Annotated in this window: 19 protein-coding genes; 8 read left to right on the top strand and 11 right to left on the bottom strand. The window is 42.0% G+C overall.

Annotated elements, in window-relative coordinates; all coding sequences use genetic code 11:
* Nucleotides 1-226: 226 nt before the first annotated feature.
* Together rph and V7K44_RS30985 are read right to left on the bottom strand one after the other, a co-directional pair.
* Nucleotides 227-970, bottom strand: coding sequence for a ribonuclease PH (gene rph, locus V7K44_RS30980; protein WP_334937585.1), 744 nt, complete (start codon nucleotides 968-970; stop codon nucleotides 227-229).
* A gap of 132 nt (nucleotides 971-1,102) precedes the next feature.
* A complete protein-coding gene (locus V7K44_RS30985) occupies nucleotides 1,103-1,726 on the bottom strand; it encodes an adenylate kinase family protein (RefSeq protein ID WP_334937587.1) in 624 nt (207 codons plus the stop codon).
* Nucleotides 1,727-2,069: 343 nt separating this feature from the next.
* Between V7K44_RS30985 and V7K44_RS30990 the strand changes: the two genes are divergently transcribed.
* A complete protein-coding gene (locus V7K44_RS30990) occupies nucleotides 2,070-2,606 on the top strand; it encodes a P-loop NTPase family protein (RefSeq protein WP_334937589.1) in 537 nt (178 codons plus the stop codon).
* Between the two features lie 88 nt (nucleotides 2,607-2,694).
* On the opposite strand, the gene V7K44_RS30995 is transcribed toward V7K44_RS30990, so the two are convergent.
* The 4 genes from V7K44_RS30995 to V7K44_RS31010 form a co-directional block, all read right to left on the bottom strand.
* On the bottom strand, nucleotides 2,695-3,141 hold the full coding sequence (locus tag V7K44_RS30995; protein WP_334937591.1) for an XRE family transcriptional regulator: 447 nt from the start codon (nucleotides 3,139-3,141) through the stop codon (nucleotides 2,695-2,697).
* 80 nt (nucleotides 3,142-3,221) lie between these two features.
* On the bottom strand, nucleotides 3,222-3,911 hold the full coding sequence (locus V7K44_RS31000; protein WP_334937593.1) for a dCTP deaminase: 690 nt from the start codon (nucleotides 3,909-3,911) through the stop codon (nucleotides 3,222-3,224).
* 27 nt (nucleotides 3,912-3,938) lie between these two features.
* A complete protein-coding gene (locus V7K44_RS31005) occupies nucleotides 3,939-4,508 on the bottom strand; it encodes a deoxycytidylate deaminase (protein WP_334937595.1) in 570 nt (189 codons plus the stop codon).
* A gap of 112 nt (nucleotides 4,509-4,620) precedes the next feature.
* Complete coding sequence (locus tag V7K44_RS31010) at nucleotides 4,621-6,162, bottom strand: thymidylate synthase (protein ID WP_334937597.1); 1,542 nt, start codon at nucleotides 6,160-6,162, stop codon at nucleotides 4,621-4,623.
* A gap of 192 nt (nucleotides 6,163-6,354) precedes the next feature.
* On the opposite strand from V7K44_RS31010, the gene V7K44_RS31015 reads away from it, so the two are divergent.
* Together V7K44_RS31015 and V7K44_RS31020 are read left to right on the top strand one after the other, a co-directional pair.
* A complete protein-coding gene (locus tag V7K44_RS31015; RefSeq protein ID WP_094348273.1) occupies nucleotides 6,355-6,570 on the top strand; it encodes a chlorophyll a/b-binding protein in 216 nt (71 codons plus the stop codon).
* A gap of 538 nt (nucleotides 6,571-7,108) precedes the next feature.
* The gene (locus V7K44_RS31020; protein WP_334937600.1) at nucleotides 7,109-7,231 is read left to right on the top strand and encodes a hypothetical protein; all 123 of its coding nucleotides are present in this window, start codon (nucleotides 7,109-7,111) and stop codon (nucleotides 7,229-7,231) included.
* Here the strand turns inward: V7K44_RS31020 and V7K44_RS31025 are convergent.
* Together V7K44_RS31025 and V7K44_RS31030 are read right to left on the bottom strand one after the other, a co-directional pair.
* Complete coding sequence (locus V7K44_RS31025; RefSeq protein WP_334937602.1) at nucleotides 7,217-7,483, bottom strand: hypothetical protein; 267 nt, start codon at nucleotides 7,481-7,483, stop codon at nucleotides 7,217-7,219. The two genes, V7K44_RS31020 and V7K44_RS31025, sit on opposite strands and share 15 nt — an antisense overlap.
* 239 nt (nucleotides 7,484-7,722) lie before the next feature.
* Nucleotides 7,723-8,847 (bottom strand): THUMP domain-containing class I SAM-dependent RNA methyltransferase, encoded by a 1,125-nt coding sequence (locus V7K44_RS31030; RefSeq protein WP_334937604.1) that lies wholly within the window; start codon nucleotides 8,845-8,847, stop codon nucleotides 7,723-7,725.
* Nucleotides 8,848-9,122: 275 nt separating this feature from the next.
* Between V7K44_RS31030 and V7K44_RS31035 the strand changes: the two genes are divergently transcribed.
* On the top strand, nucleotides 9,123-10,514 hold the full coding sequence (locus V7K44_RS31035) for a hypothetical protein (RefSeq protein ID WP_334937606.1): 1,392 nt from the start codon (nucleotides 9,123-9,125) through the stop codon (nucleotides 10,512-10,514).
* 221 nt (nucleotides 10,515-10,735) lie between these two features.
* Here the strand turns inward: V7K44_RS31035 and V7K44_RS31040 are convergent, their stop codons facing one another.
* Nucleotides 10,736-11,623, bottom strand: a complete 888-nt coding sequence (locus V7K44_RS31040; RefSeq protein WP_334937608.1) for a UTP--glucose-1-phosphate uridylyltransferase — start codon at nucleotides 11,621-11,623, stop codon at nucleotides 10,736-10,738.
* Nucleotides 11,624-11,756: 133 nt separating this feature from the next.
* Nucleotides 11,757-12,938, bottom strand: coding sequence for a radical SAM family heme chaperone HemW (hemW, locus tag V7K44_RS31045; protein WP_334937610.1), 1,182 nt, complete (start codon nucleotides 12,936-12,938; stop codon nucleotides 11,757-11,759).
* A gap of 251 nt (nucleotides 12,939-13,189) precedes the next feature.
* Between hemW and V7K44_RS31050 the strand changes: the two genes are divergently transcribed.
* The 4 genes from V7K44_RS31050 to V7K44_RS31065 all read left to right on the top strand — a co-directional run bounded on the left by V7K44_RS31050 (nucleotide 13,190) and on the right by V7K44_RS31065 (nucleotide 21,014).
* Nucleotides 13,190-14,266, top strand: coding sequence for a PIN/TRAM domain-containing protein (locus V7K44_RS31050; RefSeq protein ID WP_292811999.1), 1,077 nt, complete (start codon nucleotides 13,190-13,192; stop codon nucleotides 14,264-14,266).
* 470 nt (nucleotides 14,267-14,736) lie between these two features.
* The gene (locus V7K44_RS31055) at nucleotides 14,737-16,683 is read left to right on the top strand and encodes an amino acid transporter (protein WP_334937612.1); all 1,947 of its coding nucleotides are present in this window, start codon (nucleotides 14,737-14,739) and stop codon (nucleotides 16,681-16,683) included.
* A 266-nt stretch (nucleotides 16,684-16,949) separates the two neighbouring features.
* Nucleotides 16,950-20,192, top strand: a complete 3,243-nt coding sequence (locus tag V7K44_RS31060) for a hybrid sensor histidine kinase/response regulator (protein WP_334937614.1) — start codon at nucleotides 16,950-16,952, stop codon at nucleotides 20,190-20,192.
* A 249-nt stretch (nucleotides 20,193-20,441) separates the two neighbouring features.
* Nucleotides 20,442-21,014 (top strand): prolyl hydroxylase family protein, encoded by a 573-nt coding sequence (locus V7K44_RS31065; protein WP_334937616.1) that lies wholly within the window; start codon nucleotides 20,442-20,444, stop codon nucleotides 21,012-21,014.
* A gap of 32 nt (nucleotides 21,015-21,046) precedes the next feature.
* Here V7K44_RS31065 and recR read toward each other — a convergent pair whose 3' ends face one another.
* Complete coding sequence (gene recR / locus V7K44_RS31070) at nucleotides 21,047-21,604, bottom strand: recombination mediator RecR (RefSeq protein ID WP_334937618.1); 558 nt, start codon at nucleotides 21,602-21,604, stop codon at nucleotides 21,047-21,049.
* Between the last annotated feature and the right edge of the window lie 273 nt (nucleotides 21,605-21,877).

Below are 21,877 nucleotides of genomic sequence, written 5' to 3' on the forward strand. Positions count from 1 at the left end.
TATTACAATCTCCCTTTTTAACTTTTGAAACATTTAACATCATGGATTAAGTAGACTGGAAAATATAGACCCTCCTTATCACCTTTTACCGTAAGTTGTCAGTAGTGAGTTGTACTAACTACTAACCACTCGGATGATTATTTTTATTTACATCCAGTTACTTGATACTTTGTTGATTAACGCTACAAAGGATACGTTTATTAATTCTTATTAAAAATTAATAAAACTAATCGATCGCAAACAACCCTTCCCAATCAGCGATCGCTTCGCGTTGAGCGATTAACAATTCCTGAATTCCTTTTTGGGCCACATCTAAGAGTTTATCTAACTGAGTGCGGCTAAAGCTGCCTTCTTCGGCTGTTCCCTGAACTTCAATGATTCCCAGATGGTGATTCATCACCACATTAAAATCTACTGTTGCAGCCACATCTTCGATATAATTTAGATCCAAAAATGGCTCTCCCTCCAGTAATCCTACGGAAACTGCTGCTATCTGTCCACACAAAGGCGATCGCTCCAATACGCCTTCTTGCAATAATTTAGAAATTGCATGAGCCAACGCCACAAACGAGCCTGTAATCGCTGTTGTCCGAGTTCCGGCATCTGCTTGCAACACATCAGCATCCACAGTCAGCGTGCGTTCTCCCAGTGCCTCAAAATCCACTGCTGCGCGTAAGCTGCGGCCAATTAAACGTTGAATTTCTTGCGTCCGTCCAGATAATTTCAATAATTCCCTTTCTTGGCGTTTTTGGGTAGCAGATGGTAGCATTCTGTACTCAGCAGTTAGCCAGCCTTTACCAGTTCCTTCAAGAAACTTCGGAACTCCCTTATTAACGCTAACAGTACAAAGTACCTGAGTATCACCGCATCTTGCAAGAACAGAACCGGGGGCAAAGCGGGTGAAACTGGGGTGAAAACTGATCGGACGTAGTTCGTAGGGAATTCGACCGTCAGGACGCTGCCAAGCCATTGGAATTGCCTCAAGTTTTACAATACTGCCTTAAGATTACCTTAGTGTTGTAAATCTACTGGGGATTGGGGATTGTGAAGAATTTTTCCTAACTCTCCCACTCAGCACTCAGCACTCAGCACTCAGCACTCTTCAAGGAACTGAAAGCAGAGTCAAAATATTTTGCTGCACCATCTCTGGTGATTGGTCGCCGTTGATGGTCAATAAGCAGCGACGACGGTCGTAATATTCTAGGATGGGAATGGTGCGATCGTAGAATAATTCTACACGGCGCTGTACGATTTCTGGTTGGTCATCTGGTAGCGATCGCCCCAAGGATCGGCTAACCATTACTGCTTCTGGGACTTGGAGATAAATTGCCCAATCTAGCTTTTGCCCTAAATCATCCAAGAAAAAATCTAATTCTTCAGCTTGGAAAGCAGTACGGGGATAGCCTTCTAACACCCAATCGCAGTTAATATCTGGTTGTGTGAGGCGTATTCGGATCAATTCAACGATCATTTCGTCTGGAACTAAATCCCCTTTTTGCATATAGGGCTGTGCGTGGTAGCCTAGTTCACTCAGGCTAGCATAAACCGAAAAAGAAGTCCGGGGATCGCTTTCCAACGAGCGAAATTCTGGCACGGGCTGATCGCCAGATATCGCTGACCGTAAAATCTCACCTGTAGAAATCAGAGGAATATCAAAGTATCTGCAAAGCCTTTGTGCTTGAGTGCTTTTCCCCGATCCTGAACCTCCCAGAATCACCAATCTCACAACAATTTACTCCTCATCCTGTCAAATTCACTACTTGCTAAGTCTGTTTTGCCCAAACAACCGACAAATCTAACATTTAGGGATTTTCAGACGTTATGCCTAGCTTTTTTAAATAATTGGAACTGTAACTCTTATGTTTTCATTTTTACAACTCATTTCCGAGAAAAAACGAAAATTTAAATCAAAATAACTCTTGACTTCAGTACAAACCTAGTGTTTGACTAAGAATGCAATTTGCCAAATCCACCACACCGTGAAAAACAGATTGATTATACAGGTAGATTTGTAATGATTCGCCGTCGTAATAATTCGTATCTTATTGTATCTTTTTGAACTTAACTCTATGGTTGCCCAGTTAGAAACTCAAAGTATCAATTCAACCGTTACCTTACCATATCCTGTTGAAGGACTAGTGCAAGTTTTCACTAGCTCTCATCGCAACTTTTTTACGAGCGTGATGGCTCAATCACTGAGAATAGCTGGACAAGGAACGGCTGTATTAATAGTACAGTTCCTCAAAGGAGGTATTCGCCAAGGACAGGAGCGACCCATCCAATTAGGACAAAATTTAGATTGGATTCGCTGTGATTTGCCTCGTTGTATCGATACACCGCATTTAGACGATACGGAAAACCAAGCCTTACAAAAACTGTGGCAGTATACACAACAAGTAGTGTGTGAGAGTAAGTATTCTCTCGTGGTGTTAGATGAGTTAAGTTTAGCGATTAACTTTGGTTTAATTCCTGAAACGGAAGTTTTAGCGTTTTTGGCAAAACGTCCTCCCCACGTCGATATCATTCTCACAGGGCCAGAGATGCCCAAATCTCTTCTTGATGTAGCAGATCAAATTACAGAAATTCGCCGCAGTCATCGACCTTAAATAATCCATTTCCAATTGATAAGTTACTCAAAAGGTGAGTTGCCACTGCTAGTATTTAAGTGGAGGAGAGTGGTGCTGATAAGGATTTTTATTTGTGCTGTTGTCTCCATTGTTTTAAAACGCTCTCAATTTGAGTTAAAGCATCTTTATAGTCTTTGAACTCGATTTCAGAAAATACAGTAGGTATACCACGAGGGAATCTCGATATTACTTTACCTCTTTCGTAAAGTAATATAATTGGAATAGCATTTGTATCTGCATATGCTAATTCCATCCCAACACCTAACGAAGCATAACCAATGTAGGCAATAACTAAATTAGATTTGCTAACTTGATGCTTATCAGTATCAAAAACTTGACGGGGGCTGATATTAGGATGATTAATAGGGTCAGTGTTTAGATGAGGAACATAACTCTGAAATCCTATTTCGTCGCAAAGTGAGCCGATAGCTGTATAAAAAGCTTTGACTGTATCTAAGTTATCAATACCTGTCAACGCACCGGAAATATATATACGTTTTTTTGTAGTATTCATTTTCTACTATTTGATTAGGTATATTCTCCTAATTTGAGTTTTATATTAAAAGACTTAGATTTTAATAGTTGATTAAAAATTTATTTTGATTTTAGCCTATCGTACACAACAGGGCTTATTAAAGCTATAAAAGCTGCTAGTGCAGATCCCAAATCTGGGTTTTTCAAGGATACGAAAATTCCAAAAGATAAGACAATTATAATAATAAAAATTATTAATATATTGCGGGTAGTATTTTCTTTTTCTCTCTTCTTTTTCTCTTGCCTAGATATATTTAGTAAGGTTTCCCAGATATCATCTCTGTCCGCAGGTCTTCCAAGATTTACTTTTGATTCAGATTCCATTTTGTGAAAGCAAACTGTACAAAAAGAATCTCTAAAACGAAGTTCTATAGAACTATCTCGGTAGTTACTTACTGAAATTAACAGTTTGCCTGTCCATCCAGGATCTATTGTGGTAGAGATATGAGACAAACCATAAAGAACAGCTTTTGAAACCATTGCGTGTATGGTAGCGCCGACTTCTTTAGACAAACTGACCGATTCTAGAGTTTCAATAACTACGGTATCGTTGGGTAAAATCTCAATACATTTATCTTTTTCTATATCAATTTCACGCTTATTTTTCCAAGAGAATCCTTTTAGTCCTACTCTAAAATCATAACCTACGGGGGTTAAGTACTTTTCTTCAAAAGGCTCTATAAATATTCCCTTGGTTGCATTATTTTTTCTTTGTTCTATTTGTTCTTTAATATCTGTATCACTAAACATAGTCAATAATTATGTTTTGATATGATTTTATGGATTTTGTACAATGTCAAAACTGACAACAGATGTAGAAGATAGTAGGAATGAGGCTGCTCTTTTTGCTGTGGCTTCAGAAAGTTTAACTTGCTTGAGAGTAACTAAACCTTCATTCACAAAGGAATCTCTTACCAATGCGTTATCGCCGCTATTGAAAGAAGTTTCAAAAAACACTTCCCTAATCCCTGCGGAAATAATTAATTTCAAACAAGACAGACAAGGTTCTAAGGTGACGTAAATACTTGCACCATCTGTAGATGTACCATGCTTTGCAGCTTGTGCGATCGCATTTGCTTCCGCGTGTACAGCCCTTGATGGTAAAGTTTTACTAGCATCACAGCTACTCAATCCTGGATAACAGTAGCCCTGAGCCGTACAATGAGCCGAACCTGATGGTGAGCCATTATAACCTGTTGCTACGACCTGCTTGTTTTTCACAATCACAGCACCCACTGGAAAAGCGAGGCACGTTGAGCGAGTGGCTGCTAGTTTAGCCAACATCAGAAAATATTCATCCCATGTTGGCCTTTGATGGCGTTCATCTATTGGAGAAATATCTTGCATCTGTCAATTTCAAACCTTATTCTAGTGTATTGCAAATTACCTTATATATTTAGTATGACAATATCTACCCTAGCATTGCTGTTTATTTATATATGAATTACAGATTTTTAACTTACTGATCTTGAATATAAGCCTTGCCATTTTTAATAGAGTTACTAGCCTTTTGCAGTTCGATACCTAAATAACCAGTATGTTCAGGCTGAATTGCTGGAGAGGTAGCACAAATCTCTCTTAGTAGGTTGAGGGGGTTTTTCCCACGATAAGACTTAATCACCTCACCACTATTAGACTTAATCTTCTCACCACTATTAGACTTAATCTTCTCGCCACTAACAGGGGTTGTATGGGTAACAACTATCTCTTTGCCATCAACCTCAATTAAGAAATTGCCGGAGGGGTCATAATAGCTACGCTGATTAAAAATTGCAGCGTATTGATTTGCAATTAGCCTCTCTGCATTGTCCCAGGTATCATCATATATGTGAGCAGACTGACTGATGGTAATAAGTGGCCCCATTTTCAAGTCATACTCAGAACGCCCGGCAATTTCATCTCTAATATGTTGTTGCAAAGCCCTCAATCCCATTGCATTTGCAGGCCATGCGGCAAACATATCATTGCTTCTAAGAGTTGCAGTTAATGATAATTCATTATCAACCACTCTCAACCAAATATGATTAAGGCAAGGGCTACCACCTTTTTCATGGTCTTTTACATCCCATAAGTTCATCACTGCACTAGCAGCATCAATTTCTCCAATTAACTTCTGAATCACCTGGTCAATTTGGTCACGGTCAAACCAGGAACGTAAACGTTGACCATATGTATATTTCAATCCTTCCCTAGAAGATGCATCATCTAAAATCTGCGAAACGTATTCTTTAAGAAAAGGACGGTCAATTGGCAAATAATTCGGCTCAGGAAAATAAAAGTTAGCGGGTTCATCAGTAATAATTGCCATTAAATCAATTAATTCTTGCCATTGCCCATCATAGCCAGTTGGTCTAATGGTTCCTGTTGTCTTAATCCGATGAATAATTTTTACCCAAGTTTCTGCTATAGTCTTACCCTCAATTCTGTGACCGTATCTCGGCCCAGGTAAGATAGTTGGCTTAACAGTAGGCATGGGAAAATCTAAGCGCAAACCCCGTGCAGCAAGCGCTTTCTCCTGGGCATATGACAAAACTTGCCTAACGGCTTCAGAGATGGATTTGGTTTCCTGATACTTTATTGATTCCCGCAGGGCATCTATTGCACTAGCTTTCACTTCAAGATCAATATATCCAGGGATAGGGGAGCGAATTACCCAGCAACGCAACCCAGTATCACACACACCTTCTTCAAAACCATTACGGAAAAAGTCTAGCAAGCACTGACACGCACCTGCGTTATTGTCTTCTTTAGTAGCGTTTAAAACTACTAAGTACCTAACGTGGGGATTATACAGTAAATTGCGAATTAGTAAGTTTATCCCACGGGTCGGCGAGTATAGTTGCCCAATTACAGCATACTCTTCGGGTTGCAGGTGTTTAGCGATCGCCTGCTTTACTGTCCATCCTGTAATCACTGCCGTCTGACCTAGACCGTAAATAAGCTGGTTGGGCTTGTGCAGTGCTTTGTACTCGAATTGGGTTGCCTTACCCGTTGCTGTCATGATTGGCTAAAGGTAAAAATTAACAATCTTTTATTGTATCACTAAATCTAAATTGGTACTAGTTTTATATAAGGTAGGTTTTGGAAGTTTACATAACACGCAGCCAATATTTTATAAATCACCACGTTTACTTTACAAATATTAATAACTTTGTTACAGTTGTTTACATAAAGAGAAAACAGGGAAAAATCCATGCGTACAAGCACTGCTATAATTGACGACCAAGGCAAACTGAACAACTTTGCGATCGAGCCAAAGGTTTATATAGATGAGCAAGGCGATCGCACTGGTTTCACTCCCTATGCAGAAATGCTCAACGGTCGGTTAGCAATGATTGGTTTTGTCTCTCTCATAGCATTAGAAGTATTCACAGGACATGGTATTGTTGGTGTTCTGGCAAGTCTGTAAAAACTAATTTATTTAAAATAAATCTCAAAAAATGTCAGAGACGGTAAATTTACCGTCTCTTAATTTATGGAAAACTTAGTGCTAGAGTGAAAGTTTGCATATAATCTTTTTCTTGATGACGACAAATAGAGCATTACAACCAACGCCTGTCACGTCGCTTCTCTACGAGACGCCAAGGGCGAACGCTCCGAATTCAAAATGACGAAAATGACGCTCTCTACGTTCGCGCAGCGTGTCGTTCGCGGTAGCGTTGCGTAGCAAAGACAGACGCTAAAAGCGTAGCTTGCTTCCCCGTAGGGGTACGCGGACTCGCTTGCCGTCGGCGCTAACAAAATTCTTGCATTAATGATCCCCATAAATAAATTTAGTTGCTCTGTAAACGGACTTCGTAAATATGCGCTGTGCCACTCGTTATACATTTTTTTGCTTCTCCATAAATAAATTTAGGGGCTTGTATCATGAGTCGTTTTCGGTCATTTGCCTTTTACACCATTATTTGGTATTGCCAATATCAATTTTAATATCAAGCCCCACCTAGATGCTTTCGAGGCAGGGCTTTTGCTTTTATGGCTGGAGTCGATATGCAATCATGCATCAAGCGCGATGGCGTACACGCCCTTTCCGGTGGCGATCGCACTGGGGATATTTAGCCGAACGTTAAAGCTGGTTCTTCACAGAAGTTAAATACGGCTGACTCACTTTCTGATTCATCTTCAAATACAGCAGATATGTACCATTCACAGGGCGAATCATTCGTATATTCAGCCCAAGCAATTGTTACTGTTTCACCCGATGGAATCCCTGAATCACTCAAGGTAAATGAAGCCCACTCATCATCATCGACAGATACCCACAACTCTGTAATTGCTTGTTCGGTATCGTTGGTAACGGTAAACGTGAATTGGTCTGACATAAATAGCCCCTTAGCTATAAATAAATTGCAGGTTGTCAGTCACCGATTATACTGCCACTTTTTTTAAAAGATGTTATCATAACTGCCAGAATATATGCTCAGAATTGGTTTAAAGCTTTTTTGGGCTAAATTTAAATTTATTAAAGAGTATTAAAAATATCACAGGTAAGACGCGATGAATCGCTGTCTCTACAAATAATCGGTCTTTTGTAGAGACGGCGATTTATCGCGTCTTTGTCTTAATACAACTCATATTTCATTAACTGACAAGGTAGCGCTCCGTTATACACCGCAATCCGCCGGGATGATTTTAGTCCAATCGATTGAGACAGTTCCTTGTTGCCACTCAGTACAAATGCAGTCCAGCCTTTGAAGCGTTGTTTCAGTACATCGCCCAAAAGTTTGTAAAATGCCCCTAGATCGCTATCTCGCCCCAGCCGTTCGCCATAAGGTGGATTGCAAAATAAAATCCCACTGTCTGCGGGGGCGACAACATCAGCAAGCTCCATTTGAGAAAACCATACATGGTTATCAACGCCGCAGTTTTGAGCATTATTAATCGCTTGCTCGATTATATTTTCATCGCGATCGCTTCCCCAAATAGGTGCAGTCAGGCTATCTAGTTGACTGTCCTTAGCTTCTTGGAGCAGTTTTTCTAAAAGGGAGAGATCAAAATCGAGCCAATTTTCAAATCCAAAGCTATCGCGAAACAGCCCTGGTGCGATATTCAGTGCCTTTAAGCTAGCTTCCAAGGGTAAAGTGCCAGATCCACACAGAGGATCGTAGAACATCTGGTTTGGTTGCCAACCCGAAAGTTGAATCAGGGCAGCAGCGAGAGATTCCTTCAGAGGGGCTACTCCAACCGCAGGGCGGTAGCCTCGGCGGTGCAGACTATTTCCAGAACTATCGAGTTTAACGGTACAAAAGTCGCGTTCAATATGAACATTAACCCGCACATCTGGTTCATGAAGCTCTACATTTGAACGCTCGCCCAGATTTTCTTGCTGCTGATCGACGATCGCATTTTTGACCTGAAGAGATGTGAAGTGGCTATGGTTGAGGTGCTGGTTTTTGCCCGTGACATTCACCGCCAGCGTCATATCTGGCGTCAGATAGTTTTGCCAATCGATGGTTTGGATACCGCGATAGAGATCCTTGGCATCAAGGCATGGAAACTCATTGATATTCACCAAGATTCGGAACGGCAGCCTAGCCCAGAGATTGACGCGATAAAGTAAAGTGCGATCGCCCTCAAAGGCTACACCGCAAAAGCCCGGCTCTACGGAATGGGCACCCAGTTGCTCTAACTCCTGAGCCGCAAGGGTTTCTAATCCGCGAGCAACCGTTGCAAAATACTGATTCATCCTCTAATCCAAAGCATTATCTTCACTGCTCACCCATTGACGCACTTTAGCTTAACTTATATCTGGTGACATTCTCTCTCGTTAAGTCTGCAACTATAACCTTAAGTAGGGTAGAGGCAGGAGTCAGGACACAGTAAATATTTTTTGAAAGAGATTATATTTTCTTCAGTTTCAGTACTATCTTAAATCAATTAACCTTGCTAATATCAAGCTGAAATACTATTCAGCCACTTTCCAATACAACCCATTAATCAAAATAGTCAGAGGAAAAAACTATGAGTTTAGTATCTGATATTGTTCTGCTGCAAGACTTAACATCGTCATCTAATGAGGGTGTAGTCCAGCTTAAAGCCGTACTTCCTGCGACGGTAAATCGCTTAACCAACCCGAAGTTAGCAGAGATATTTGGTGATGACCTGAAATTTGGTATTGCCTCTTTCAAGGATAAGCCACTTGTGCCTTTTGGGGGTTACGCTGACTATGTATATCAACCAGAAGTCGCTTTGACAAATAATGTCACAACAATTAAAGACAAAATCTTTGACTTTGAAGCTTTTGGTGGCAATGATGGGCCAGAATCACAATTATTTGCACTCTTGTTTGCAGCTTTAGATAACGGCAGTCTTGGTTACAGAGTAGGTTCATTTCGTGTTGTGATAATAGCCACCGATAGTATTTATCACGTTGCCGGCGATCGCGCAGCAGTTAGGCCAGATAGTATTGGCAATAATGGAGATGCGATAGCTGATGCTTTTGAAGATTATCCACAGATCGGACAAGTAAAAACTGCGCTAGAAGCAAATAATATTATTCCAATTTTTCTAACTACGAGTAATGTTGCAGCCAATTACGAGACACTAGTTACCCAGCTTGGCCGAGGTGGTGTACTAACTGTTGGTTCTACAAGTGAGAATCTTGCTGATGTCATAAAAGAGGCAGTTGCTCGATCCAGAAATGCGATAAGTAGTGATGTTACTACAACTAAGGGAGATGACACCTTTAGTTCGGGGAATTTTTCAGCTGGCAATAAGGTTATTTTTGCTGGGGATGGTGATGACAATATTTCGCTTTCTGGTGTTGTTGGTAATCATTACATTGATGGAGGGGCAGGTTCTGACATCCTTTTTGGTGGAGATGGTGCAGACATCATAGATGGGGGTAGTGATGACGACAACCTCATGGGAGGCAAAGGTGATGATATTCTTTTTGGTAGTAGTGGAATAGATACTCTGATCGGCAACACAGGCAACGATTACCTACAAGGTGATAGTGGGGACGACTTACTAAAAGGAGGCGCTGGTTCAGATAAGTTTGCATTTGCAACAGGATCGAAGTTTAATATTAGGGAACTCGGAGTTGATATTATTAGTGACTTCACTCTTGAGGAAGATAAGATCCAACTATCTAAATCTACCTTTACTGCTCTAAGTAACTCAGTCTTCCCGACTCAATTAAATTCCGCAGACTTTGCCACAGTGACAAACGATTCTTTAGCTGCAAGTAGTAGTGCAGCGATCGTTTATAATAGCGCAAATGGTAGTCTCTTTTATAACCCTAATGGTTCGGCGGATAATTTTGCTGCGATTAATTCCGGGGGGAAATTTGCACAATTGGATGCTACCTCTTTTCCTGCTCTAACTACCGCTAGTTTTGAGGTAGTTTTTTAAGGTTTGTGTCTGATTTAGAGTCCTGCATTTTGTAACTCATCTACCTGAAAACTGCTTTAACAAAAAAAGAAGGCTATCAACAGGGGCAAATTAAACGGTATAGTTTCAAGATGCCTCAATTCTTTGCTCATCCCTCTGCTTAACTCAATAGATTACTATTCTGTTTGAACCATCTTAAAAAGCGAGATCCTCCCAGACAAATGAATTGAACCGAGATTAATCTATATTTTTCTAAAATCAATCATTGTCTGACGATAAGCATCTGGCAAACCTGTATCAAAACACTTGCCTTTAACAACATATCCTGTCATTCCCTCTTCCTGACGCAATCCATCAAGACAAGATGTTAACTGAAATTCGCCTCGTTCTCGGAAATTTTGGTTGATATGTTCTGCTAAAAAGTCAAAAATTTTCGGCGTTAGTAAATACAAACCAAATATACATAAAAACTCATTTTCTGCCATTTCCTCTACACGCAAATGCTGTTGTGCATACTCAATGGTAGGTTTTTCATAGAGTTGTGTAACTTCTAAAATCGAGTTTAACTTTTGCCAAACTCCTGTTACACACCCAGCTGTATTAAGAATTTCTGCTGGCATTGTAGTTAAGCCAACAACGCTTTTATTAACTTGTTCGTAAACATCTAAAACTTGACGCGCACAAGATTTTTCAATGTCAGATGCATAAATATGGTCGCCCAACATGAGCAAAAAAGGCTCATTTTTCACCCAATCTTTGGCACAAAATACTGCATGACCATAGCCTAATTGCTCCTCTTGCAATAAGATAGTAATTTTGCTACCTAAATCTTCGAGATATCGACTATATTCTTGATTTTGTGGTGAAAGTTTTTCTAAAAGTTCTTTTTTGGGTGGATTTTTCAAGAAATCTACAAATATTTCTTTGTCATCTGGCTGCACCACAATCCCTACTTCTGTAATTCCAGCACTAATTGCCTCTTCAATAATTGCGAGAATCACAGGTTTTGCCCTACCATCTCGATCGATAATCGGGAAAAGTTCTTTTTTGACAACTTTAGTAGCTGGAAACAAACGAGTACCGAAACCAGCTACCGGAATCACAGCTTTTCTAACTTTATTTTTTTGCATCAATCCTCATCAGCTTAAAATCTTCCCTCCTCTCTCTATGCCGCGCCAGTTGCTTCTCCCAAGGGGAGACGCTGCGCGAACAAGTCGGGGAACCCGCTAGGGCGCACTGGCTTCTCTGCGCCTCTGCGGTTCGTCACCCCAATTTCTCAAACAATTCCGCCAACACCACATTAGAAAACAAAAATCCTTGGGGATCAATCAAACGCAATTTTCCCTCTGCAACTTCCACCCAACCTTTCTCAAAATACAATTGCAAACACCGACAAATTTCCTCCACCTTCTCTTCGCCAAATGCTTCCGCCAACGCCGCCAAACTCAAACCCTCCGCCAAACGCAACCCCAACATTAATGTTTCTAACAATACTTCCTTTGGGGGGGTAAAATCACAATCAATTACAGCGCCAGCTTGTACCCACTGGTAATACTCTTTAGTTTTACGCGGACGGGTGAATCGTTTCCCCTCAACATAACTCGCCGCACCCATACCAAAGCCATAATAAGGGCGGTTTTCCCAATACACTCGATTATGCCGACATTGATGCCCAGGTTGAGCATAATTGGAAATTTCATAATGCTCATAACCTGCACTAGTTAAAACCTGCTGCCCCATCTGGTACATTTTGACTGTGGCTTCATCCGTGGGCAAAGGAGTATCGCCAGGTTTGTAGTAACGACCAAAGGCTGTACCTGGTTCGATAGTGAGATCGTAAATGGAAATGTGAGTGGGTGCAATCGCTACCGTCTTTTCTAAGGAATCCTGCCATTGATCCAAAGACTGATGCGGCAACCCAGAAATTAAGTCTAAGCTAAATACGGGAATCTCGACTTGGTGGATTAGTTCCACAGCTGCAAAAATATCTTCAACTGAGTGCGATCGCCCCGCCCTCTGCAATAATTCTGATTGAAAGGCTTGTACACCCAAACTTACCCGGTTCACGCCTGCGCTGCGATAGCCTGCTATGTGGGCTAAGTCAAAGGTGCCTGGGTCAATTTCCATAGAAATCTCTGCCCCAGACGCAATCCCAAAATGCTTCTGTAGCTCTGTCAGTATCTGTTGTAGCTGCTCTATTGAGAGCAGCGAAGGAGTACCACCACCGAAGAAAATTGTCTTCAAAGGTTGACCAAATGCTGGTGTAATGGCAATTTCTTGGCATAGCACCTCAACATATTGGGAGATAGTACCAGATGTTTCGCCCCGCAAGCGATCGCCTACAACAGACACCGGGAAATCACAATAAAAACATCGCCGTCTGCAAAAGGGAATATGCACATAAGCAGAACTCACAATTCCAGAAATACTAAATTTTTTACTCATTTTGAGAAAACTTTTAAGTTAATCCAACTGCGAATTAGAGACAATCAAAATAAGTAGTTTATTTACAAGTTTTTGTCGTTTTACAACAAAACAATGAAAAATATTAAGATAAAAGCCTTTGGTTATAATAATTGCAGATATTGTCAGCCTAAACCCTTAGTGTAAGTCAATATTGATGAGTTTATCTTACCGATGAAATAAAAAATACTTAACTTTATCGGTTAACACAGTTGCAGGAAAACAAGACAACCATGCTTGACGCCATTATTATTTTCTCATTTATCCTAGCAGCGTCGGGAATAGGGTTCTACAGCATTGAACTACTACCCAATGGGGCGCTAGATCAGGTAACGAATCTAGAAGCTTTACGCTTAGTTGTTGCCGTCTTTGCCGCTATTATTGGTGGTGCGATCGGGCTGAGTTTCCAGACGACATATCGTCGCCTAGAATCACAAGTCAAAGAAATGCCTCTAGAAGTGATTTTAACTCGTGCGATCGGCTTAGTGATTGGGCTATTACTAGCCAACTTGATGCTAGCCCCACTATTTTTGCTCCCGATCCCGGCAGATTTTGGATTTATTAAGCCATTGGTGGCAGTTGTTGGTAGTATTATACTCTCCGTTACTGGCATGAATTTGGCAGACACCCACGGGCGAGGCTTATTGCGGTTCATTAATCCCAACACCGTTGAATCGATGGTAGTGGAAGGAACATTAAAACCAGCTAATACCAAAGTTCTAGATACTAGCTGTATTATTGATGGTCGTATTGAAGCCTTACTAGAAACAGGGTTTTTAGAAGGGCAAATTCTCGTACCGCAGTTTGTCTTGCAAGAACTTCAACAAGTCGCGGATGCTAGCAAAGATCAAAAGCGGGTACGGGGAAGGCGAGGGCTAGAAATTCTCAACCGTATTAAAGAAGATTATCCCGATCGCATCCTGATTAATACAGTTGACTACGAAGATATCCCCACAGTGGATGCCAAGTTAGTACGCTTCGCCCAAGAAATTAGCGGCACATTGCTAACCAACGACTACAACTTGTCTAAAGTTGCCAGTGTTCAGAAAGTACCTGTTTTGAATGTGAATGATTTAGTGAATGCCGTCCGTCCCAGTTATTTACCTGGCGACAACCTGGATTTAAAAATCCTCAAGGAAGGCAAAGAACCCAGTCAAGGCATTGGCTACTTAGATGACGGCACAATGGTAGTCGTTGAAGAAGGTAGCAATTATGTGGGTGGTGAACTACGAGTAGTAGTTACCAGTGCTTTGCAAACTACAGCAGGAAGAATGATTTTTGCCAAACCCCAAGCTTCAGCATTGGCGTGAAACAATGGGATGTTTGTTCAATTCGAGTGACATTTGGTAATCGGTGCAGTCAACCTGCACCGATTATTTATTGATTGGACTCACGAGACTCACTTGCCTACCGAGATTTTTTCAGAAATCAAATATGATTCCTATATCAATAAAAATGACTTTTATTTTAAGACAGATTTGTTAATTGCGTACCTACCTTATTTAGCAGCGCCTTTTTTAGAACTGATGCAGCTTGAAGGTGCTAAGGATACGAAAGCATTAACCCCAAAATATACGCGTACAATATTGATTCTTTCCATACAGAAGCTGCAATTGATCTTGATACCCAGAGAACTACGAACAGCTACTATATATTTTGTAAATCAGACAGGATGCTTAACATACAATAATAGTGCTATGCCTTTGTAGTTAAAAATTTTAATAAACCACGAAGGCTTAAAAAAATCACAAAGCCGACTTTTGCAACACAACCGTATTTGATGGCTAAATCAATTGTTTCAACAAAACGGCTCGGCAGTCAGTTAATCCACTGGTTGCTTGAAGAAGACCGAGGAGAAAAAAAAGGGCCTTACCGCAAGGAAGAAGTACATCGCCAGCATTCTTGGTGGCAGGTGATGTGCTTGACTGGTGTAGATTATTTCTCGACCCTTGGCTATCAACCAGGGATTGCAGCACTGGCGGCTGGCGCTCTTTCTCCTATAGCTACCCTGATTCTGGTTTTGCTAACGCTTTTTGGAGCGTTGCCAATCTATCGGCGCATTGCTGCTGAAAGCCCTCATGGTGAAGGGTCGATCGCAATGTTAGAGCGTTTACTTCCCTGGTGGCAAGGCAAATTACTTGTACTGTGCTTACTTGGCTTTGTGGCAACTGACTTTATTATTACCATTACTTTGTCAGCAGCTGATGCCACAGCCCATATCATCGAAAATCCGCTGACACCAAATTGGCTTCACAATCAGACGATCGCAATTACCCTGATATTAGTTGCATTACTAGGTGCAGTTTTCTTGAGAGGTTTCCGAGAAGCCATTGGGATTGCAGTAGTTTTGGTAGCAGCTTATCTGCTGTTAAACTTCATTGTCGTTGGCGTCGGTGTGTACCAGATATTAACTCACACAGAAGCGATCGCTAACTGGCAAACTGCACTTTTTGCACGCCATTCTAACCCTTTGATGCTAATCGGCATCTCTCTCCTCATCTTCCCTAAACTCGCACTGGGATTGTCAGGTTTTGAGACTGGTGTTACCGTTATGCCTCTGGTTAAAGGTAGCAGTAACAACACTTCGCACCATCCCAAAGGGCGGATTCGGAATACACGCAAGTTGCTCACCACTGCTGCTGTGATTATGAGCTTCTTTCTGCTTACCACCAGCTTTATAACCACTCTACTGATTCCAACCGCAGAATTTGCATCGGGGGGCAAAGCCAACGGACGGGCCCTTGCTTATTTAGCACATTTGCATTTAGGCAATGCCTTTGGCACAATTTACGATTTAAGTACTATTTCTATTTTGTGGTTTGCAGGTGCATCTGCAATGGCAGGGCTGTTAAATATCGTGCCTCGCTACCTACCACGCTATGGCATGGCACCCAATTGGGCACGAGTAACCCGACCTTTAGTGTTAGTCTACACAGCGATCGCTTTTGTTGTCACAATTATCTTCAAAGCAAGTGTAGAAGCCCAAGGTGGGGCTTACGCAACTGGTGTGCTGGTGTTGATCACTTCAGCCGCCTTTGCTGTAACTTTATCAGCCCACCGTCACAGACAGAAGCGGGCCAGACTCGTTTTTGGCATCATTACACTGTTATTTTTATATACCACCATTGTCAATATCATCGAAAGACCAGAAGGGATTAGGATTGCTGGGTTTTTCATCGGTGCGATCATTTTTACCTCGCTGGTTTCTCGTGTTTGGCGTTCAACAGAACTGCGAGCAGAGCGAATTGAAGTTGACGAACTTGCTAGCCAATTCTTTGCTGAAGATAGCCAGGGAACAATACGACTGATTGCAAATCGGTTGAATACGGGCGATGTCCTAGAGTATTTTATGAAAGAGAAAGAGGTACGCGAAGACAATCATATTCCAGCCAACGATCCAATTCTGTTTCTAGAAATTCATGTATCCGATGCTTCAGAATTTGCGGATGTGATCGTAGTAAAAGGGGTGCAAGTTGGTGATTATCGCATCCTCCGGGCTGAAAGTGCAGCAGTACCGAATGCGATCGCAGCTTTACTACTTTACATTCGCGACCAAACAGGTAAGATTCCCCATGCTTACTTCGGTTGGGTTGAAGGAAATCCCATACAATACCTATTGCGTTTTATCTTGTTTGGCGAAGGTGACATTGCTGTAGTTACCCGTGAAGTACTGCGGCGAGCTGAAAAGAATCCCCAAATGCGACCTGGTATTCATGTTGGGGGTTGATTTAAGAGTGCTGAGTAATGAGTAATGAGTAATGAGTTTAATTTTCTGCGTAAGTTCCCTAAGTCTATAAGATTTAAGAGTGCTGTTAGCGATAGCGGGGCGTTGAGCCAGTGCTAAGTGCAATATATTACTTTTATTTACTCAGCACTCGCTACTCAGCACTGTTTCGCTGCTTCTGGTTCAAGTTGGAAGAAATTGCCCTAGAATTTATGTAAGTATGAGCCGCTCAATCTTAGATTAACTTTAAAATTATTTAACTTTTTAGAATGCCAGACGCGGAAAAGTTCCACAACCAGCTGGCTAATCATAAGCTGCTGCATCGGCAAGTTAGTAAAAAGGCAAAATCTTCGCTAGTCGCCAGTGGAGAAGAAGGAATGGTGCTTCAGTTGGCTGATGGCACTATCCAAGCTTGCAATGTCGCTAGCGATCGCATTTTGGGACTAACCGCAGAACAGCTTGTGGGGCAAAATTTGCTCGACCCCAAGTGGCAATTTATTCATGAAGATGGCTCTCCTTTGCTAAGTGAGACTCACCCTGCGAGCATTACCCAAAATACAGGTAAACCTTGCTTAAATGTGGTGTGTGGCTTTTATAAGCCAAATGGTGAGCTAGTCTGGCTATTGTTGTCCTCGCAACCTCTGTTTCAAAATGAAGGAAGCAATCCCTACGCGATCGTGACAACTTTTTCGGATATTACGGCATTTAAGCACGCCCAGTTGCAGGAGGGCTGTAGTTGTGAACAAGATACTCAACAAGTTGATACAAATGAATTTCAGGCATGGTGGGATAGTCAACGTCTGTTTCAACAAATTGCTGGCACTCTTCCAGGAATACTCTACATTTATGACCTAATTGAGCAGCGAAATGCTTATGTTAATTACGAAATTGCTCAAAGTTGGGGCTATAGACCAGCAGAAATCCAGGCAATGGGCAAGGATTTATCTACCCAACTTCTACACCCTGAAGATTTGGCTCGACTTCCTAGCTATTTTGAAAAATTTAATTCTACTCATCAGGGTGAAGTCCTTAGCTTTGAATACCGGATTCAACACGCCAATGGAGAGTGGCGCTGGTTTTGTAGCTATGACACTGTGTACAGCAGAACAGCTGATGGATTGCCGCAATATCTTTTGGGGATCGCTTTTGATATTACAGAGCGACGACACATAGAAATTTCCTTGCGGCAAAGTAATGAAAGGTTTGAGCTAGCAGCAGCGGCGGTTAATTGCCTAATCTATGACTGGGAGATTGGCAGAAATACTGTGGAAAGAACTCAAGGTCTAACCCAGGTTTTTGGCTACACACAACAAGAAACTGAACCGACCTTCCAGTGGTGGCAAGAACGCATTCATCCCGATGACCAAGAAAGAGTTAATGACCAATTCATGGCTAGTATGGCCAATGGAAACCGTTATCGGATTGAATATCGAGTGCGTCACAAAGATGGCCGCTATTTGTGGGTGGAAGACCAGGGGTTTGCTGTCCGGGATGAAAATGGTCAGGTCGTTAGGGTAGTTGGTGCGAGTACTAATATTACCGAACAGCAAGCTGCCCTATGGGAACGTCAAAAAATTGAAACAAATCTGCGCGAGAGTGAAGAACGGATTCGGTTGGCCACTAATGCTGCTGAACTGGGTATGTGGTTTTGGAATATCACCACCAACGAGGTGATTTGGACAGACAAATGTCGGCAGCTGTTTGGAGTGTCCCTAGAAGCCGAAATCAGCTTTGATATTTTCCTCAACTGTGTACATCCACAAGACCGCCAATGCATTCATGAAGCGATCGCCCGCTCTATTGAAGAACAGGTTGACTGTGATATTGAATACCGCATCCCTTGGTCTGATGGTAGTATTCATTGGATTTCTGCTAAAGGTCGCGTCTTTTATGATGTCGAGGGTAAGCCAGTACGAATGATGGGTACTACCCAGGATATTACCCAACGCAAGCAGGTAGAAAATGATTTGCGCCAGCGCGAAACTCAATTAAGGCGGTTAGTTGATTCCAACATTATTGGCATTATGTTCGCCACTCCTGATTACATTACTGAGGCGAACGAGGCTTTTTTAGAAATGGTGGGTTATACGCGAGAGGAACTTTTAGCGGGTAAGATACGCAGACAACACATCACCCCACCTGAATATCATGCTCTCGATCGGCAGGGGCTAGAACAACTTTTAACGGTTGGGATCTGTACTCCCTTTGAAAAAGAATACATTCGTAAGGATGGTTCCCGCATTCCGATACTAATTGGTGGTGCTTTGGTGGAGGGAGATCCAGCGTCTTGGATCTGTTTTATTCTTGACCTCACCCCTAGGAAGCAATTAGAAAAGGCACTTAGGCAACAAGCAGAGGAACTCAAACAGGCAAACCGGAATAAAGATGAGTTTCTCGCTATTCTCTCTCACGAATTGCGATCGCCCCTCAACCCCATCTTAGGGTGGTCATCGCTACTCAAAAGCCGCAAATTTGATGAAGTGACTACAAGTCGTGCTTTAGAAACCATCGAAAGAAATGCTCAATTGCAGATTCAATTAATTGATGAGTTGCTGGATGTCTCCCGAATTATTCGCGGTAAGTTGAACCTGACTTTTGCCACTGTTAACCTAGTAGCTGTAATTGATGCTGCATTAGAAACAGTCCGGTTAATTGCCGAAACTAAATCTATCCAGATTAAAGTACAGGTTGACCCCAATGTTGGTAAAGTGTTAGGCGATTATAATCGCTTACAGCAAGTTATAGGGAATTTACTCTCAAACGCAGTCAAGTTTACTCCCTCTCGTGGTTCAGTCGAAATCAGTTTATCATTGAGTCGTGAATTAAGTTTCCACTCTGCACTAATTCAAGTTAAAGATACAGGTCAAGGTATTTCCCCTGAGTTTCTACCCCACGTATTTGAATATTTTCGTCAAGCGGACAGCAGCACAACCAGGGCATTCGGCGGACTGGGACTGGGATTGGCAATAGTTCGTCACTTAGTAGAGTTGCATGGTGGTACTGTAAAAGCAGCTAGTCCAGGAATTGGACAGGGAGCAGTTTTTACTGTCAGACTGCCCGTGATGAAGGAGAGTGACGGTGCAGAAAAAGTAGGAGGAGGAGGGAAGAAATTTAACTCGTCAGTCCTGCGTGGATTACGGATATTAATTGTTGATGATGATGTTGACACACGGGAGTTTCTGCACTTCTTGCTACAACAGAATGGGGCGTTGATAACTGGCGCAGCATCGGTAAATGAGGCATTTATGATTATGGCACAGGCTGTACCTAATTTATTAATCAGTGATTTAGGAATGCCAGAAATGGATGGTTATAGCTTGATTAAGATGCTCAGAGCCATGCCCAAAGAGGAGGGCGGGGAAATTCCGGCGATCGCTCTTACCGCCTATGCTGGAGAAAGCGATCGCGATCGAGTTTTAGCAGCTGGTTTTCAGAAACACATTGCCAAACCAGTACAACCAACGGAATTACTGATTACAATTACAGAATTGCTAGGGTCAAATCATCACTAAAACTCTATTTCTGTTCAATAGACCTCTTGCATAAGTCGAATCGACCCCCCTTAATCCCCCCGATATATTGGGGGGAAACTTGAAATATTGCTCCCTCCCTCTTCATAAGGGGAGGGTTGGGGAGGGGTGATTCAACGATTTTTGCAAGAGGTCTATTAAATTTTAGTAGTGGCGCAAGTCCTTGTGCCACTAAGACAGGTGTGGTTCATAAATATATGAAAACTGTTGTAAATCTCAATCAGCTTAACCATGACTAAGAAAGATTTGCTTCGCAACCAAATTTTCACGCTGGAAAATATTCTTTCGCCAGCAGAATGCGCTGAGTATATTACTTTAACAGAAAATATTGGCTATACAGATGCTCCTATTACTACCCACCGAGGTTTTAAAATGCGTCCCGACATCCGCAATAATCAGCGCGTTATTCTAGATGACCGGGAGCGTGCTTTTGATTTATGGCAGCGTGTGTCAAATTATATTCCTAAGACCATTGGTAGATGGCATCCAGTTGGGCTGAATGAGCGTTTTCGTTTCTATCGCTACGATCCAGGTCAGAGGTTTGCACCTCACCATGATGGTCCTTATCGACGAACTAACGGTGAGGAAAGTTTATTGACTTTCATGATTTATCTGAATGAAGGCTTTGAAGGCGGCGAAACTCGCTTTTATCTTCCTGAATACTACCAAGATTTATCTAATCTAGCTGTGCTTCCGGTAACAGGTATGGCTTTGTGTTTTGTCCACGAACTAGTACATGAGGGCGCTACTATTATCCAGGGGCGAAAGTACGTTTTGCGATCGGATGTTATGTACAGTCAATAGTCGAGATGATTAACCAGCAAAATCAACAAAATTTAATCTAACTCCCTACGGCCTTCCAACGCCCTCGCCAAAGTAACTTCATCTGCGTACTCCAAATCGCCACCTACAGGTAAACCAAAAGCAATCCGCGTCACCTTAGTAAATGGTTTCAATAGCTGACCGATATACAGGGTTGTTGTCTCCCCTTCTACACTCGGACTAATTGCCAGAATTACTTCTTGAGGTTTTTGCTGACTCACCCGACGCTGCAAAGCTAGTATATTCAACTGATCTGGGCCAATTCCATCAATTGGCGAAATTACCCCGCCCAAAACGTGATACTTACCTTTGTATTCGCGGGTTTTTTCTAACGCAATCACATCGCGAGGATCTGCAACAACACAGATAGTGCTATTGTCACGGTTGGCATTGCGGCAAATTTCACAAACAGGTTCAGCAGATAAGTGAAAGCAAACAGAACACAACCCTATCTGTTTTTTTGCCTCAATTAAAGCTTGTGCCAAAGCTTCTACTTCTGCTTCTGGTCGCTTCAAAATATGCAAAGCCAGTCGTTGGGCACTTTTGGGGCCAACTCCCGGTAGGCGTTGCAATTGTTCAATTAACCGTGCTAAAGGGCGTGCGTAAACCGTTGTCTTGTCTCCAGAATGTTTTCACTTTAACTATGATGACATTTTTTGAGTACTTCCATCAGGCGCAACACTTCCAACTCGCGATCGCTTAGTACAGCATTTCATTAATTTGTAGCAAATTAAATTTCGCAATACCTTACAATGCCATTGCATCCCCTTGCAATGTTAATGCGTGCCCCTGCAATGCCATTGCATCCCCTTGCAATGTTAATGCGTGCCCCTGCAATGCCATTG

Source organism: Nostoc sp. (assembly GCF_036917235.1).
Lineage (GTDB): Bacteria > Cyanobacteriota > Cyanobacteriia > Cyanobacteriales > Nostocaceae > Nostoc.